Genomic DNA, 15,586 nt, shown 5'->3' with positions numbered 1-15,586 from the left:
TTTTCTGCTCAAGTGGTCTTTACATGGATTCTATGGGACACTTCACCGGGATTTTTCGGCCGTAGTGGTCTTTACACAGATTCTATGGAACACTTCACCTGAGTTTTTCTGCTCAAGTGGTCTTTACACGGGTTCTAAGGGACACTTCACCGGGATTTTTCGGCCCAACTGGTCTTTAGCCGGGATTCTATGGGACACTTCACCTGAGTTTTTCTGCTCAAGTGGTCTTTACATGGATTCTATGGAACACTTCTCCTGAGTTTTTCTACTCAAGTGGTCTTTACAGAGATACTAAGGAACACTTCTCCTGTATTTTTCGGCCCAACTGGTCTTTAGACGGGATTCTATGGAACACTTCACCTGTATTTTTCAACCGTAGTGGCCTTTACACGGATTCTGAAGAACTCTTAAACCCAAATATCCCAACCCAATCGGTCCTAAAACACATTTTGAAGATCACTGCAATTAGGTTTTTCGTCTTTGCAATCCATCAGATCCCCTCGCTCGGTTTCTCCCCAATCTGAAAAAACAGGATGTCCAGCACTTGCTGGACATCCTGTTTTCATTTTCAGCTGATTTCCCTCAGCTGGCTGTTGTACAGTTCATAATAAAAACCTTTTTGCTGCAGCAATTCAACATGTGAACCTCTTTCCGTGATTCTGCCGCTCTGCAGCACGAGAATCTGGTCGGCCGACTGGATGGTGTTAAGCCGGTGGGCGATGACGATGCTTGTTCTGCCTTCCATCAACCGCTGAAGCGCCTCCTGTATTTTCACTTCGGTCACAGTATCGATACTGCTGGTGGCTTCGTCCAGAATCAGAAGGGACGGGTCTGACAGAATGGCCCTGGCAATGGACAGCAATTGTTTTTGCCCCTGGCTTATCCCGCCACCATCTTGAGAGAGGACCGTATCGTATTGTTCAGGCAGTTTCATGATAAAGGAATGGGCATTCGCTTCCCTTGCTGCTCTTTCCACTTCAAGGTCACTGGCTTCCAATTTTCCGTATCGGATATTTTCCCTGATGGTTCCCTGGAAAAGAAATGAATCCTGCAGCACGAACCCCATATTTTTCCGCAGGCTTTCCCTTTTGATATCGAGGAGATCCTTCCCATCTATAGTGATGGTGCCTTCGTCATGATCATAGAACCTTGACAGGATATTGGTGATGGTCGTTTTCCCGGCACCCGTCGGTCCGACGAGCGCAATCGTCTGTCCCGGTTCCGCTTTAAAGGAAATATCTTCGACTGTTTTTGTTTTTTTATCATAGGAGAAGGTGACATGGGAAAACTCGATTCCACCATTGATTCCTTCAACAGCAACTGCCGCTCCTTCATCCTTCTCTTCTTTTTCTTCATCAAGTATTTCGAATACCCTCTCTGCACCGGCAACAGCCGATAGAAGAGTATTAAATTGGTTCGCCAAGTCGTTCAGAGGCCGTGTGAACTGGCGGGCGTATTCTGTGAAGATGACGATGACCCCGATGGTGATGATACCCTGGACCGCCAATATGCCTCCTACCCCTGCAATGACTGCAAAGCTTAGGTTATTCAGCATGTTCATCAGTTTAGGAATGAAGCCTGAATAAGTGGAAGCCCAATAGGCTGAAACCCTTAACCTGTCGCTTTTCATTAGAAAATCATCCATGACTTTCTCTTCCTGGGAAAATGTCTTGACGATCCGCTGGCCGGAAACCGTCTCCTCAATATACCCATTGAGATCTCCAAGATTTTTCTGTGTTTCTTTGAAAAGCTTTCCGGTCCTCTTTGTGATCCATTTAAGGCCAAGGAACATGGCCGGAATGATCAGCATGGTGATAAGCGTCAATAACGGGCTCAGCCACAGCATGACACCGACGGTTCCTATCAGAGTCAATATACTGGAAAATATCTGGATCACTGAGCTGTTGAGCGTGGAGCTTACATTTTCCATATCATTCGTGACCCTGCTCATCAGTTCTCCATGCTGTCTGCGGTCAAAGAATGGGATCGGCAGCTTGTGCAATTGCTGAAAAAGCTCGGTTCTCATTCGATACACTGTGTTCTGTGCAATCCCGATCATCCAGTAGGCCTGCAGCCACATCGCGGCAGAATATACGATATAGACGACGATCAATCCAAGAATGAGCTGCATCAGCCCGCTTGAGTCACGCGTTACAATAAAGTCGTCGATTGCCATCCCGACCAGGAACGGTCCAAGGAGTCCCAAGAAAGAACTGAGGACCACCATCAGAATGACAAGCCCCAAGAGCCCCTTCTCTTTGGAGAGATAGCGCCAGATCCGTCCCACTGTACTTTTCCAATTCTTGATCTTCGGCTTGCTTTTATGTTCTTTACTGTAATGCCTTGGCATGTTCGAGGTTCTCCTCTCCAAATTGAGATTGAAAGATCTTGCCGTAAAGCGGGGACTCATTTAGTAATTTCTCATGACTTCCTTCGACAATGACCTTTCCATCTTCAATCAGAAAAATTTTATCAGACTGGATGGCCGTACTGATCTTCTGCGTCACAATTAAAATGGTGCAGGAATAAGCGCCTATTGCCTGGATCAACTTGGATTCCGTTTTTAAATCCAGCGCGCTCGTGCTGTCATCAAGAATCAGGATTTTGGGTTTTCTAACCAGGGCACGCGCAATCGAAAGCCGCTGTTTCTGGCCTCCTGAAAGATTGACACCTTTTTGACCGAGTACAGTATCATAACCGCTCGGAAGGCCTTCAATTAGATCATGGATTTGTGCTGACTTGGCCGCCTCGACGATTTCCTCCATTGTCGCTTCTTCCTTGCCCCACGCAATATTTTCTTTTATGCTTCCTGAGAACAGCAGTGCTTCCTGGGGAACGAAACCTATACTCTTCCTCAGGTTTGCCAATTTGTATTTCTCGATCTCAACATTATCAATCAAGATTCTACCTCCTGTTGCCTCATACAACCTGGGAATCAGCTGAAACAGCGATGTTTTCCCCGATCCTGTCGCACCTAAAATTGAAATGATCTCTCTCGGTTCGATTTTCATATTGATTTCATCTAGCACATCAGTCTTTGTTCCCGGGTAATGAAAGGAAACATCCTTAAACTCGATTTTTCCATTTTTAACAGCAAGCTTGGGATCACTGTCTTCTGAATCAACCAGGTCAATGTCAGTCTCCAGCACTTCTTCAATCCTGCCTGCAGAAGCCCTTGCCCTTGAGAAACTCATGATAATGAAGGAAAACACAGAGAAAGCCCCTGTGATTCTAGTGGCATAGTTAACAATCGCCACGACATCACCGACTGCGGCATCACCGTTTGCCACCTCGATATTCCCCATCCACAAAATGAAAAGGATGCTTCCGTTCATCACGATGAACAGTACAGGCATGATGGTTTCCATCAACCTCAAGGCATTCACAGTTTTTTTCATCAGTGTTTTGTTTGCTTGTATGAATCGGTTGTTCTCGTGATTTCCCCTGAGGAGGGCCTTGATGATCCGCATTCCTCTAAGGTTCTCCTGGATGACATCATTCACGGAGTCAAGCTTCTGCTGAACAAATTTGAACATTGTCCATCCGCTGTTCAGCACCCATAAGAGGAAGAACACGATAAATGGGATGACAAGCAGCAGGATGATTCCCAGCTTCACATCCACAATAAGTGCCATGATGGTTCCCCCGATGACAAGAAGCGGCGCTCTCATCATGATTCTTAGGGCGGTAAAAATTGAATTTTGCAGCTGTGTCACATCATTGGTCAGCCTTGTGATCAGTGATGAAGACGGAAACTTGCTGAAGTTCGCAAAGGAGAAGTTCTGGATTTTCTCGTAGACGCTTTTCCTGATATCATAGCCGGCCCCCTGGCTTACATGAGAGGCAAAAAAGGAATTTGTCACCCCTGCGGCAAAAGCAGCCAGTGCCAGTGCAGACATGATTCCGCCCCAATACCAGACAGCCGATATATCCTTTTGCAGTATTCCTTCATCAATAATCCTCGCCATGAACAATGGCAGCAGAAGCTCCACCGCCAGTTCTATCAGCATCAATGTCCAGGCAATCCCCATTGCCAGACGGTAATTCTTCAAAAAGAAAACATTTTCTTCATCTGTGTTCCCCCATAATCCTGGATGCGCTCTTTTATTTCGGAATCCGTATTTTATTCTATTCATTATATAGGGTTTTCACTATTTTTAAAAATAGTTTGAATCTTTTTAACGCTTTAAAGCTGAACAAGAGCGGAAGCACCTTGCACAGCCCCGACAGGCTAATGTTCCTCAGAGAAAAAAAGGGCACTGACAAAGTCCAAAAATAATTTTAAAAGCGGAATCCCTCACTTCAAAGAGCGATTCTTTTTCCCTTCAGGTCCAAAAAAGAGTATTGATTTCAGTTCAAGGTGTGCGACTCCGCTGGGATGGCGTACGATGGAGTGGGCTTTACAGCGGAAGCCTCCTTGATTAATATTCCCAGTAAAATAAGGGGAGTTTTTCCCTCTAATTGCAAATTTCAGCTCATATTGGACTAAATAGGGGGAGTTTTTCCCCTTATATGAAAAAAAGAACCTATTTTCTAGTATTTTAATTCAAATAAGGGGAGATTTTCCCTCTATTTAAGCTATTTTCAGTGCTTTTCAGTAAATAAGGGGAATTTTTCCCTCTATTTATTAGGCTCTCTACGAAAAATTTTTTAAAATATAAATTTGGTAAGAGCCTAAATATAAGGAACGTAATCAGAGGCACTTATCAGCAAGGTTCTATGCATTTTAATAAATGGCTGTTTGCGTTCGAAAAAATCTCAAGAGCCGGATTTCCCTCCGCCTTAGAGTGAGTACTCTTTTCTTTCTTGCTTACCAGTAGACGAGGATATCATAGCTTTAAGTTATCCACAGAAGAATAATTTATAATACAATAAAAAAAGCAGCCTTAAAGCTGCCTAAGTTTTAACCTATTCCCAATAGCAAGATAACATAGGCAATCCCGCCTGCCGTGAATGCCCAAAAACTGCTTTGGCGCTCCTCCGGGATCTCCTCTTTCAACACGTTCAGGATAATACTTCCCGACAGGAAAGCAAACAACAGTGCCAGCAAAGCTTCCGGGATTTCTGTAAGAATCCCGATAGCCCAGCCGATCACGATGGCGGCAGCAAGGACCCAGCGCCCCTCTCTGTCATACCGGTCCCTGTGATGCTCCCGCAAGCCAAAATCAACGACAATAAAGTGAAGCGCCATCGCAGCACCGTATAAAAACAGGTTGACCAGTCCTTCTTCCTCCCGATGGACCAGAAGATATCCAATCAAACCGTTGTAAATGAAGAAGGAACTTATATGAACCCAAAACGCTGATCGTGCCGGCTTATCTTTTTCCTCAGTATTCAGCTTTCTGGAATCCTGCACCGCCTTTTCCAACCCATAAAATACAACGAGTCCCAGCATCGCTATCAAATATGCGTGGTGCTCCAAGAACGCAAGCACTTCAGCCGTCCCCGCTATCGATTCCTGGTGTTCCTTTAACTCAGGTAGGATATGAATAAAAACGTATGCCACGGACACCCCGCCCGCTATCGAAAGAAACTTGCTTCTTGGAATCGACTCCAAAAACTCCATTCTCCTTGCCGAAACATGGACCAGCGCAAGGAAGACCGCCAGCCCCAGTGACGTCCAATCCATAGAGTGACCTCCTTTTGAGCAGTGTTTTCCCTTTCTCACAGAAGAGTAACCATAAAGGAGTGCTGACTATTCATAAATCTTTATGAAAGCCTCTTTTCGTAAACTTTTGTTGCTATCCCGAAATTACACTGGTAAGCAAGAAGGAAAAGGGCTGCTCCCTCTGTTAAGAGAGTAAAACCTTAGTATCCGGGAAAAATCCGGCTCTTGGGAGTTTTCGAAAGCATCAATATATGCGAAAACAACCTAATGATAATAGTTGAATTTCTTCCTTCGTCTCCTCTCTCCTCCTTTCCACAATTACCCCGTTTACCTTTGCTGAATTTAGCCTATTTACATACTATAGACTTTTTATCTTAGGGCAATATAGAAGTATCGATATCATTAAAGGTGTGAAAAACAAAATGGAGAACCCCAGGTATGATTTATTAAGTGAAGACGAACGAGCAGATATTGACAGGCAGCTCGAGCGAATGACATTCACGAAAAACTTCCGTTCCCCCAGTGCGGAGGAATGGTACGTGTTCCTCCCGGATTTTCAGGATCCCCGGACGGGCGGAGCTGCTGGAAAGGTGATTGTCCATTATGATCTACTCGGAAACAAGGACGTCTTTGTAAATACTACGATCATTTTAGATGATCCTAAATTGCACAAACAGGAACTGCACCATCTCGTGTATGCGATCGGAGATGAACTCGTGAACAGGCTGGTCGGTTATGCGGCTGCTCTTCTTTCGATGCATGCAGGGGATAATAGCTATGATGCGAAATACAATTAAGTCTTGGAGGTTTTAAAATGAACGAGTCTGTTATTCAATCAATACAGAAACATTCAACGGCATATAAGTCCGAGCAGGACCTCGACAAGATAATCGACGACATTGGCGATTCACGGATCGTCCTTCTGGGGGAAGCTTCTCACGGGACATCGGAATATTATAAAATCAGGACAGAGATTTCAAAAAGACTGATTGAGGAAAAAGGGTTCAATATCATTGCAGTGGAAGGAGACTGGCCAGCTTCACAAAGTGTGAACAAGTATATAAAAGGATTTGAGGAAACGGTTAATCCGCGAGATGTCCTGCAGTCCTTCAAACGCTGGCCGGCATGGATGTGGGCGAATGAAGAGGTAGTCGATTTAATATCCTGGCTGAAAGAGTACAATGCCAGGACCGCTTCAAAACAGAAAGCAGGTTTTTATGGGATCGACGTTTACAGCCTCTGGGAATCAATGGAAGAGGTCATTCAATTCCTTGAAAAAACAAACTCACCACATTTGGAAAAAGCCAAGAAAGCTTTCTCCTGCTTTGAACCTTTTAATAAAGAACCTCAGGAGTATGCTGTATCCGCCGGATATCTCGGTGAAAATTGCACAGAGGAAATAACGGGGCTCCTCTCCACTATCAGAGCTGACAAGGAACATTATGCAGGCAGCCACGAACAGGAACTGAATCTTGAAGTGAATGCAATGGTTGCGGCAAATGCCGAGCATTATTACAGGGCAATGGTATCAAATGATGAAAAGTCCTGGAATATCAGGGATGAACATATGGTGGAAGCATTGAACGCCGTCATAAAATTTTACGGTGAAAATGCAAAAGTGATTGTTTGGGAACATAATACACATGTTGGAGATGCCAGGGCGACTGATATGATGGAAGCCGGGATGACCAATGTCGGGCAGATCCTCCGTGAACAGAACCCCAAAGAAGAGGTCTACATTGTGGGCTTCGGAACACATCGCGGGACAGTCATCGCCTCAGAAGAATGGGGAGTGAATCTCGAAAAAATGGAGGTTCCCCCTGCAAGAAGAGGCAGTTGGGAAGATGCCATGCACAATGCTGGAAATTACAATCAAATACTTCTTTTCAATGATGAAAATAGGAAGCTGTTCCATACACCTCTTGGCCACAGAGCAATCGGTGTGGTATACCGGGCGCAGTACGAGCAATACGGCAATTACGTTCCCTCTATCATGTCCGAAAGATACGACGCGTTCATCTATATAGATGAAACCAATGCCCTTCAGCCGCTCGATTCCAGCGAAGTCAGGTTATAAAAGATACACCTGTCAACAGGAAAGAAGGCTGATCACCTCCTGATCAGCCTTCTTCTTTTTCTTTCGGCATACGAATGACAAACTTAGTTCCCTTGCCTTTTTCGCTGAACACTTCAATGGTGCCTTGGTGCATAAGCACCAGCTGTTTTACTATGGAAAGCCCAAGCCCGAACTCACCGTAAGGATTGTTGGTGCGTGATAGATCCGCCTTATAGAATCTCCGCCAAATCGACTCGATTTCTTCAGGGTCCATTCCCATCCCTGTATCTTCAATTTCAATAATCGTTTCTTCAGGTGATGAAGAGCCTCTTAGCCAAATGGATCCGCCATTCGTAAATTGAATACTGTTTTTTGTGATATTTATCAGGATTTGAATGAAACGGTCATAGTCTGCCTGCACATAGGTATCCTGCTCGACCTCTATTATGATTTCATTCTGTTTTTCTTCCGCTTGTAAATCCAGCTGATCTTTGATCACTTCAAATACATCCAGCAGCGGAAGCGTTACTTTATTGATGCTGATTTGGTTGGAGCGGATTTTTTCGTAATCCAGATTTTCATTAACTAGCCTGATCAGCCTGCGTGTTTCCTGACTGACAAGACCGAAGCTTTTTTCTTTTTGTTCTTCCGGTATCATGTCGTTCCGGATTCCTTCCATCACACCACGGATGGTTGTGAGCGGGGTTCTGAGTTCGTGGGAGACATCTGCCATGAACTGCCTTCTTCTTTTCTCCAGACTGTCGATTTCTTCCTTCGATGCCCTCAATTTCGTAACCATGCTATTGAAGTCATCCGCCAGGTCACCGATTTCATCAAAATTCGAACTAGGAACGTGAACATCATAGTTCCCAGATGAAACAAGGGAAGTTGCATCCCTGATCCGCTGTATTCTTTTTACATGAAGCTTTGATAAAAATAAACTGAGCAAAACCGTAATCGCTAGTGAAATGAGGACAATATACAGCAAGTATTTGTTGATTTCGCTCAGCATTTCCCTCGTTCCGCTGATCGGCGATATAAGGATCAAGCCGCCAGTCAGACGATCATTGACGATTCTGGGCATGATGACCAGCGATACCGCCTGATCAAACCGGCCGAAATCCTTTTTCAAAGGCACGGTCTCTCCCCGTTCAATCATCCTCCATTCTTCCTCGCTTAACTCAATCCGGGGATAGATGTCTCCCCGTGAAAAGGATACAACTCCCTCCTGGTTGAATGTAATCAAATCTATATTCCTGGCCTGAAGCAAGTTGCTGTACTCCTCCAGGTAGCGCGGCCTTCGCGGACTTGGCCTTTCCAGATCAGATAAAATGTTTTCTCCATAGGAGCTCAGTTCCTCCACTTTGTTTTCATACACCAGGTCTTCCACATAATGAGAAAATAATGTTCCCAAAATCAAGAAGGCAATGATCAGAACACTCGTATGGGACAGAAGCAATTGATAAAGATATCTAATTTTCATCAGGCGCCGCCGTTTCATCAAATTTGTAGCCTACTCCCCAGACCGTATGAAGGTAGGGTTGTTCCTTGCTGCCAATTTTGTTGCGAAGCCGCTTGATATGGACATCCACTGTTCGTTCATCTCCATAGAAGTCGTAGCCCCAGACTCGTTCGAGCAGCTGTTCTCTGGAAAACACCTGCCGGGGATGCCGGGAAAGATAATAGAGTAAATCAAACTCTTTCGGAGTCAGGTTTGTAAGGGGAACGCCATTAAGAAGAACTTCACGGGTTTCTTTGCTGATTTGAAAGTCTGCTGTTGAGATGTCCTTATTAGCAGGAGAGTTGTTTTTGCCGCTTCCGTACCTCCTTGTTACCGCCCTGATCCTGGCCATCAGTGCAAGCGGTGAAAAAGGCTTTGTAACATAGTCATCCGCACCTAGTTCCAATCCAAGGACTTGATCCGATTCACTGTCCTTCGCCGTCAGCATGATAATCGGAACCTTTCCTCCGCCTTCCCTGATTTTCCGGCAAATGGCCACACCGTCCATACCGGGAAGCATCCAGTCCAATATGACAAGGTCCCAGCTGCCTTCCTGGTACTTTTCGTAGCCTTGTACACCATCATGAACAAATTCCCCTTGGATGCCTTCTTTTATAAAGAACATCTCCAGCATAGAGGTGACACTCTCATTGTCTTCTACTACCAGAACCTTCATCACTATCGTTCCTTTCCCTATTCAAGCTCTAGTTTTGTATCTAAATTATAGTCTTTTTTACCGTTTCTTCTATTCATTTTCCCCTAGAATAATAGCAAAAACCCCGCAAAATCTGCGGGGTTTTGCATTTCCATCCATTACAATGCATTATCTTCAAATTGACCCGGTTCCTCGTTGTTCTGTTCAGCGTCCTGTTCTAGATGTTCTCTGTGATGGCCTTTTCCATGCCAGTGTCCGTGACGGCCTTTTTTACCTCCATGGAATAGGAAGCCTTCCTTCTTATTGAAAGGGAAGATATCCAACTCCTTTGCTTCCTCTGCATGATCAGTCATGATTTCTTTCATGATCTCTTTTGTGGATTTCCCGTCAGTACTGATGCCGAGTTCTTTCGCTGCTTTCAAGATTGAAGCGTCGATTACTTCATGTTTTAATTCATGGTGGCTTTTTCCTTCAGTCTCGATTCCCAGCTTTTTCGCTTCATTCAGTAAAGCGGCTTCTCTGACCTCATACGCAAGTTCTTTCAGTTCCTTCCCTTCCGTTTCGATTCCTAACTTTTCTGCCTCTTTTTTAACTAAGGTTTCCCTGACTTCTCGCGCTAGTTCATCCTGCTCTTTTCCTTCAATTGCAATCCCAAGTTCCTTTGCTTTTGCTTCCAACTGGACTCTATGGATTTCTTTCATGATCTCCCGGTGATTCTTGCCCTCTGTGTCAATTCCTGATTCTTTTGCTTTTTTTTCTAATTCTGCTTTCATGATTTCTTTGGCTAGTTCACGTATTTCCTTACCTTCCGTATCGATGTCTAGTTCTTTCGCTTTTTCCTTTACTTGATCTTCATTAAAGTGGAATTTGCCATGGCCCTCTCCATGATGTCCTCCTAATACCGTCTCAGTGAAGGGGGATTCCGGGTGGGATTGAGCTTCTTCCTCAGCTGCGAACGCTGGAATAGCTCCGAGGATCCCGACTGTCAGTACCCCGGTCATTACGTAGGTGAGTGCTCTCTTCTTAATCATTTTTTTCCTCCTTTTATCTTTGCTATACGCTTGAATCCTGATAGGTAGAAACACTGCACAATGGGATTCAGCCGCTATGCAGTGTTAGTATCTCCAAGAGTTATTGCCAATTTATGAACAATCCGTTGCCGGTTCGTTAATTTTTCAAGAGATTCTCGATTTTATAATCTTCCTTTTTTTCCTGTAGCCAAGCGGGATATTCTGTTTGAAGTGCCTGGTCAAAGAGGATTTCCTTCACTTCCTCCTTATGGTCCTCAAGGACAGCTTCCTTCGCATTTTTCTTATCCGTTACTTGAATGATATGGTAGCCGAACTCGGTTTTAACTGGATCACTTATTTCATCGGTCTTCATGGCAAACGCCTTCTCTTCAAACTCTGCAACCATGTCGCCTTTGCTAAAGAAACCAAGTTCCCCGCCGGATTCAGCATTGGAAGTATCGGTGGAGTATTCTTTAGCCAGTTGGGCGAAGTCTCCGCCATTGTCCAGCTTTTCCTTCACTTCTTTTGCTGCGGCTTCATCTTCCACCAGGATGTGGCTTGCCTGTACCTGCTCCTGTTGTGCAAAAGTCTCTTTGTTAGTTTCAAAGTATTCTTTGATTTGTTCATCTGTAATGGTGACCCTGTCCTTCAGCAATTTTTCCGTTAAAAGATAGGATTTGATATTCTCCTTTACGCTGTCCAAACTCGCTCCGCTGGAGGCCAAGGCTTCGTTGAACGCCTCTTCATCCTCGTATGAGCTTCTAATTTTCTCTAATTCTTCTTGGATTTCACTCTCTTCCACTGCTACGTCTCGTTTGCCGCTTTCAAGTTCAACAATTTTATCGGCAATCAAAGTATCCAATGCAGCTTCTCCGTATTGATCCACCATCATGGTGTATAATTCGTCCTTGCTTATTGAATTGCTGCCCACCTTTGCCACTACTTCCTCTTTTGAAAAAACAAAGCCGGTTATGATCAGACTGACAACGGCAACACTTCCTATTAAACCTAGTAATTTGCCCAGATTCTTCTTTTTATTCACGTTATCGCTCTCCTTTAATAAATGGTGTCTGTTGTGATTAGTCAAAGCACCTGAAAAATTTAATTAGTTGATCATGCTATTGCTTGTAAGAGTCAAACTGATGGACAGTTTTTCAGAACCGCGGTAAATTGTCATGTCTGCCTCATCTCCCACTTTAAGGTCAGAATATAACTGCCTCCTTAAATCTGCCGGTGTTTCAACTGATTGTCCATTTAATTCTGTGATAACATCCCCTGCTTTGATGCCGGCTTCTGCTGCCGCAGATGTTTCGTCGATATTAGCGACAATGACTCCAGCTTTAACTCCATTCGGAAGCTCTTCTAAATAATTCCGGGGGACATCCGCAAGACTTGTCATTCCAATCCCGATATAAGGCCTCTCCACTTTTCCGGTATCGATGATTTCGTTGACAATCGGAAGGAATTCTTTACTTGGGATCGCAAATCCAAGCCCTTCTACCCCTGAAGTTTTTATCTTCAAGCTGTTGATTCCGACCAATTCGCCCTTGCTGTTGATTAAAGCACCGCCGCTATTACCTGGATTGATGGCTGCATCCGTCTGTATGACATTCAGTTCGGATTCGCCCGCAGATGTCGGAACCGAAATCGTACGATCCACAGCACTTACAATTCCTTGTGTTACGGTTCTCGATAAATCAAGACCAAGCGGATTTCCGATTGCGATGACTTGCTCACCGGCACGCAGTCCATTGGAATCTCCGACCTCCAGCAGGTTGTCTGCATATTTACTATCAATCTTCAGCACCGCAAGATCTGTCAACGAATCGGCCCCGATCAGCTCTGCCTTTGTCTTTTCACCGTCATGGAGGGACACCTCTACGTTTGAAGCACCTTCAATAACATGATTATTGGTGATGATATAGGCATGGTCACCCTCTTTCTTGAAAATGACACCTGATCCTGTTCCGGCTTGGGCTTCCTGGGACACTCCATTGTAACGGCTATTTTGCTCCTGATAGTTTACAATGCCTACTATTGCCTTTGAAGCGCCCTCTACGATGTTGGCAATATCTCCTCCTGTAGAGACATTGCTCGCATTAATTCCAGCTGTTTGTGAAGTTTCCGCCTGCTGAGTTATAGCTGCATTCTGGATACTCTCCTCAGCGAGATTTTGATAATAGTCCGTTTGCGGCAGAACCGTCAGTGTCAGGACAGAACCTATGACCCCGGCACCAACAGTGGATAGAAATCCTCTTCCTTTAGATCTCTTATTCTGTTTCTCGGATCTTTGTCTTTCTTCTTTGACGGGGTCTTCGGTTTCGGATTGTGGTGATACAGTGTGCTGTACTTCTTCATTATTTTGATTGTTTTGTTCAAACATTCTATTTCCTCCTCTATATTGTTCAAGCTATTTTATCTGCTGATTTGTAAAAGTTTATGTTAGTTAATCTGCTGTCTCTTGATGCTTGATTTCATCTTAAAGGGAAATTATTACGAAATTATTAACAATCTATGTACAGGCTGGGAAGTTTTAATGAAGAGGTGTTAATCAAACGTATGATTTCAAACCCACTGGGCTCTCTTGCTGGGAACGCACAGCCGGTTAAGATTAAAGCAAGGCGCAGGTGGTCAGCCCTAGGTTATTTGAACCCCTTTACGCTTGGCGCAGATAACATAGGTAATTGTTTTCAACAGAGTTTAATTTTTTCTGCACAAAAAAGCACCGCCAAGTGATTGGCGGTACTTAACATGTTTCTATCTGTCCAAGTAGCTGTGTATGCTTTCCAGAACTCCCTGGTAGTATGAATCCTCATGTGGCACAAAGTCTTTCTTTTCAGCTATTATGGCTGTCATTTCTTTCTTTCCGTCTGATGCAATCTGGAAGCCTTCTAAATTAACGAAATCTGCCGTGCCTTCGATCAACTTTTCAAACTGGTTAAATTCTGCCCGTAATATGCCGGATACCTCATCTTGTTGAAGTAAGAAGTCCTCCATGTTTCCCGTGAAGTCAAATAGGAAAAGGTGAGCCCTTTCTCTATCAATAAAGTTCTCTGTAATAATTTCATAAGGAATAATTCCGATGGGAACTAAATTTTCAAAAGAAATTTCTATGCCTGTCTCTTCTTTCACTTCCCTGATTCCTTCCTCAATGGTTTCATGAGAGAGTATATGGCCGGCTGCTGTGATATCCAGCAGATTGGGGTAATCTTTCTTGCTGGAGCTTCGAAGTTGAAAGTAGAGATAATTGATACTTTCTTTTCTTTGAATAAACCAGCAATGAAAAGTTTCATGCCAGTAACCCTTCCGGTGAACCTCATCACGGGGGGCAGCCCCGACGGGAACTCCTTCATCATTAAATACGGTTAGAGTTTCTTGATCCATTCGCTTTCCTCCTCTTGCTTCAGCTCTTTAAAGTGCTTAATTTTCGTTTCCTAATGACCTGGTTGATCACTTCTGAAAAGACAAGCCCAATAGCAATAGACCCTGAAATCATAAAGGCTTTGGCGGCTAAATTGATAGCCGAATTGTAGTCATTCTGCACAAAATTTCTCATCGCGTCATAAGCCATCCCTCCCGGAACAAGGGGAATGATGCCGGCTACACTAAAAATGATAATGGGGGTGCGGTAAATTTTTGAGTAAATCTGGCTCAGGACCGCCACAAGAAATGATGCTGTAACAGTTGCCAGGACGATATCCATATCGTTCATTGTCATCACTATATAAATGATCCAGCCGAACATCCCGACGCTTCCGCACTTAATCAAAGATTCCCGCGGCGCATTAAAAATGATGCCAAATGCCGCAGAAGCAATAAAGCTCGTGATAACTTGTTCTATAATATACACTTTGCCGACCATCTCCTTTTGCTAATATACTTCCCAATGGCTCAGTGTTCTTGCTTGATACAGGTACCTTGCTCATGTAACTTAGATAATGGTACTGTTAATTTCCGCCCTTGAGACATGCTCACACAAAAGTAAAAACAATCGCAATCCCAGATCCTATTGCAAAAGCCGTCAAAAAGGCTTCAGCCCCCTTGGATAACCCGGAAACCAGGTGTCCCGCCATTAGATCCCTTACTGCATTTGTAATGAGAAGGCCTGGAACAAGCGGCATGACGGATCCGATTATGATTTTATCCAGTTCAAATCCGATACCGCTCCAAATAAATCCGAATGACAGCACCCCAATTGTGAAAGATGCCAGAAACTCAGCGAAGAACTTAATCGGCACTACTTTATGAAAGTAAATCAAGCTCAGAAATCCAACTCCCCCTGTAACGACAGCCGGAAGGAAATCATGCCAGCTTCCTTGGAACATAATCAGAAAACAGCCGCTGGCAATGGCAGCCGCCAGAATCTGAATATAAAATGGAAACGGCATGGTAGCAGCGTCAGCCTCTTCCAGGAGTTCATACGCTTGATCAACAGACAGGTCTCCGCTGCTGATCCTTCTCGATATACTGTTCACCACCGTAACTTTCTTCAAGTCTGTCGTTCTCTCTGAAATCCGGATCAGTTTTGTTTTCGTTGGCTCTGATGTTTCAATAGAAAAGATGATTCCTGTCGGGGTAACATAGCTGTGGGACTCCCTAATACCGAAAGAGGCTGCAATCCTCATCATTGTATCTTCCACCCTGTAGGTTTCCGCCCCGCTCTGCAGCATGATCTTCCCGGCAAGAAGGCAAACCTCCATGATGTCATATTTAATCTCCATTTGTTTTTCCATGCATTCACTCTCTCCAATAAACA

General features: G+C 44.3%; 13 protein-coding genes. 2 read left to right on the top strand and 11 right to left on the bottom strand.

Annotation, left to right across the window (positions count from 1 at the left end; all coding sequences use genetic code 11):
• Positions 1 to 568: 568 nt before the first annotated feature.
• The 3 genes from B9Z54_RS20875 to B9Z54_RS20865 form a co-directional block, all read right to left on the bottom strand.
• Entirely contained in the window at positions 569 to 2,350 is a 1,782-nt protein-coding gene (locus B9Z54_RS20875) for an ABC transporter ATP-binding protein (RefSeq protein ID WP_113930303.1), read from the bottom strand.
• Entirely contained in the window at positions 2,331 to 4,031 is a 1,701-nt protein-coding gene (locus B9Z54_RS20870; RefSeq protein WP_240190046.1) for an ABC transporter ATP-binding protein, read from the bottom strand. The genes B9Z54_RS20875 and B9Z54_RS20870 overlap by 20 nt, the downstream gene beginning before the upstream one ends.
• 872 nt (positions 4,032 to 4,903) lie before the next feature.
• Entirely contained in the window at positions 4,904 to 5,629 is a 726-nt protein-coding gene (locus B9Z54_RS20865; RefSeq protein ID WP_113930301.1) for a hypothetical protein, read from the bottom strand.
• A 470-nt stretch (positions 5,630 to 6,099) separates the two neighbouring features.
• Between B9Z54_RS20865 and B9Z54_RS20860 the strand changes: the two genes are divergently transcribed.
• Together B9Z54_RS20860 and B9Z54_RS20855 are read left to right on the top strand one after the other, a co-directional pair.
• Positions 6,100 to 6,405, top strand: a complete 306-nt coding sequence (locus B9Z54_RS20860; RefSeq protein WP_481747812.1) for a hypothetical protein — start codon at positions 6,100 to 6,102, stop codon at positions 6,403 to 6,405.
• A gap of 17 nt (positions 6,406 to 6,422) precedes the next feature.
• Positions 6,423 to 7,685, top strand: a complete 1,263-nt coding sequence (locus B9Z54_RS20855; RefSeq protein ID WP_113930299.1) for an erythromycin esterase family protein — start codon at positions 6,423 to 6,425, stop codon at positions 7,683 to 7,685.
• 43 nt (positions 7,686 to 7,728) lie between these two features.
• Here B9Z54_RS20855 and B9Z54_RS20850 read toward each other — a convergent pair whose 3' ends face one another.
• The 8 genes from B9Z54_RS20850 to B9Z54_RS20815 all read right to left on the bottom strand — a co-directional run bounded on the left by B9Z54_RS20850 (position 7,729) and on the right by B9Z54_RS20815 (position 15,563).
• A complete protein-coding gene (locus B9Z54_RS20850; RefSeq protein ID WP_113930298.1) occupies positions 7,729 to 9,147 on the bottom strand; it encodes a sensor histidine kinase in 1,419 nt (472 codons plus the stop codon).
• Complete coding sequence (locus B9Z54_RS20845; protein WP_113930297.1) at positions 9,137 to 9,841, bottom strand: response regulator transcription factor; 705 nt, start codon at positions 9,839 to 9,841, stop codon at positions 9,137 to 9,139. The genes B9Z54_RS20850 and B9Z54_RS20845 overlap by 11 nt, the downstream gene beginning before the upstream one ends.
• Before the next feature lie 137 nt (positions 9,842 to 9,978).
• Positions 9,979 to 10,851: a hypothetical protein gene (locus B9Z54_RS20840; protein WP_113930296.1), complete on the bottom strand. Its 873-nt coding sequence runs from the start codon at positions 10,849 to 10,851 to the stop codon at positions 9,979 to 9,981.
• Positions 10,852 to 10,987: 136 nt separating this feature from the next.
• Positions 10,988 to 11,872 carry a foldase protein PrsA gene (locus B9Z54_RS20835; RefSeq protein ID WP_240190037.1) on the bottom strand — a complete coding sequence of 295 codons (885 nt, stop codon included), beginning with the start codon at positions 11,870 to 11,872 and terminating at the stop codon, positions 10,988 to 10,990.
• A gap of 63 nt (positions 11,873 to 11,935) precedes the next feature.
• A complete protein-coding gene (locus B9Z54_RS20830; RefSeq protein ID WP_113930295.1) occupies positions 11,936 to 13,213 on the bottom strand; it encodes a S1C family serine protease in 1,278 nt (425 codons plus the stop codon).
• 374 nt (positions 13,214 to 13,587) lie between these two features.
• A complete protein-coding gene (locus B9Z54_RS20825) occupies positions 13,588 to 14,214 on the bottom strand; it encodes an NUDIX hydrolase (protein ID WP_113930294.1) in 627 nt (208 codons plus the stop codon).
• A 19-nt stretch (positions 14,215 to 14,233) separates the two neighbouring features.
• Positions 14,234 to 14,680, bottom strand: a complete 447-nt coding sequence (locus tag B9Z54_RS20820; protein ID WP_113930293.1) for a threonine/serine exporter family protein — start codon at positions 14,678 to 14,680, stop codon at positions 14,234 to 14,236.
• Between the two features lie 121 nt (positions 14,681 to 14,801).
• Complete coding sequence (locus B9Z54_RS20815) at positions 14,802 to 15,563, bottom strand: threonine/serine exporter family protein (RefSeq protein ID WP_113930292.1); 762 nt, start codon at positions 15,561 to 15,563, stop codon at positions 14,802 to 14,804.
• Positions 15,564 to 15,586 lie beyond the last annotated feature (23 nt).

It is taken from the genome of Bacillus sp. P14.5 (assembly GCF_003316765.1).
Lineage (GTDB): Bacteria > Bacillota > Bacilli > Bacillales > Bacillaceae_B > Rossellomorea.
The sequence above is the reverse complement of the archived record's forward strand: the minus strand, read 5'-3'. Positions and strand labels throughout refer to the sequence as shown.

Coding starts and splice junctions, on each gene's coding strand:
- B9Z54_RS20875 (WP_113930303.1), bottom strand. CDS start 2,350: ATGCCAAGGCATTACAGTAAAGAACATAAAAGCAAGCCGAAGATCAAG.
- B9Z54_RS20870 (WP_240190046.1), bottom strand. CDS start 4,031: ATGGGGATTGCCTGGACATTGATGCTGATAGAACTGGCGGTGGAGCTT.
- B9Z54_RS20865 (WP_113930301.1), bottom strand. CDS start 5,629: ATGGATTGGACGTCACTGGGGCTGGCGGTCTTCCTTGCGCTGGTCCAT.
- B9Z54_RS20860 (WP_481747812.1), top strand. CDS start 6,100: ATGACATTCACGAAAAACTTCCGTTCCCCCAGTGCGGAGGAATGGTAC.
- B9Z54_RS20855 (WP_113930299.1), top strand. CDS start 6,423: ATGAACGAGTCTGTTATTCAATCAATACAGAAACATTCAACGGCATAT.
- B9Z54_RS20850 (WP_113930298.1), bottom strand. CDS start 9,147: ATGAAAATTAGATATCTTTATCAATTGCTTCTGTCCCATACGAGTGTT.
- B9Z54_RS20845 (WP_113930297.1), bottom strand. CDS start 9,841: ATGAAGGTTCTGGTAGTAGAAGACAATGAGAGTGTCACCTCTATGCTG.
- B9Z54_RS20840 (WP_113930296.1), bottom strand. CDS start 10,851: ATGATTAAGAAGAGAGCACTCACCTACGTAATGACCGGGGTACTGACA.
- B9Z54_RS20830 (WP_113930295.1), bottom strand. CDS start 13,213: ATGTTTGAACAAAACAATCAAAATAATGAAGAAGTACAGCACACTGTA.
- B9Z54_RS20825 (WP_113930294.1), bottom strand. CDS start 14,214: ATGGATCAAGAAACTCTAACCGTATTTAATGATGAAGGAGTTCCCGTC.
- B9Z54_RS20815 (WP_113930292.1), bottom strand. CDS start 15,563: ATGGAAAAACAAATGGAGATTAAATATGACATCATGGAGGTTTGCCTT.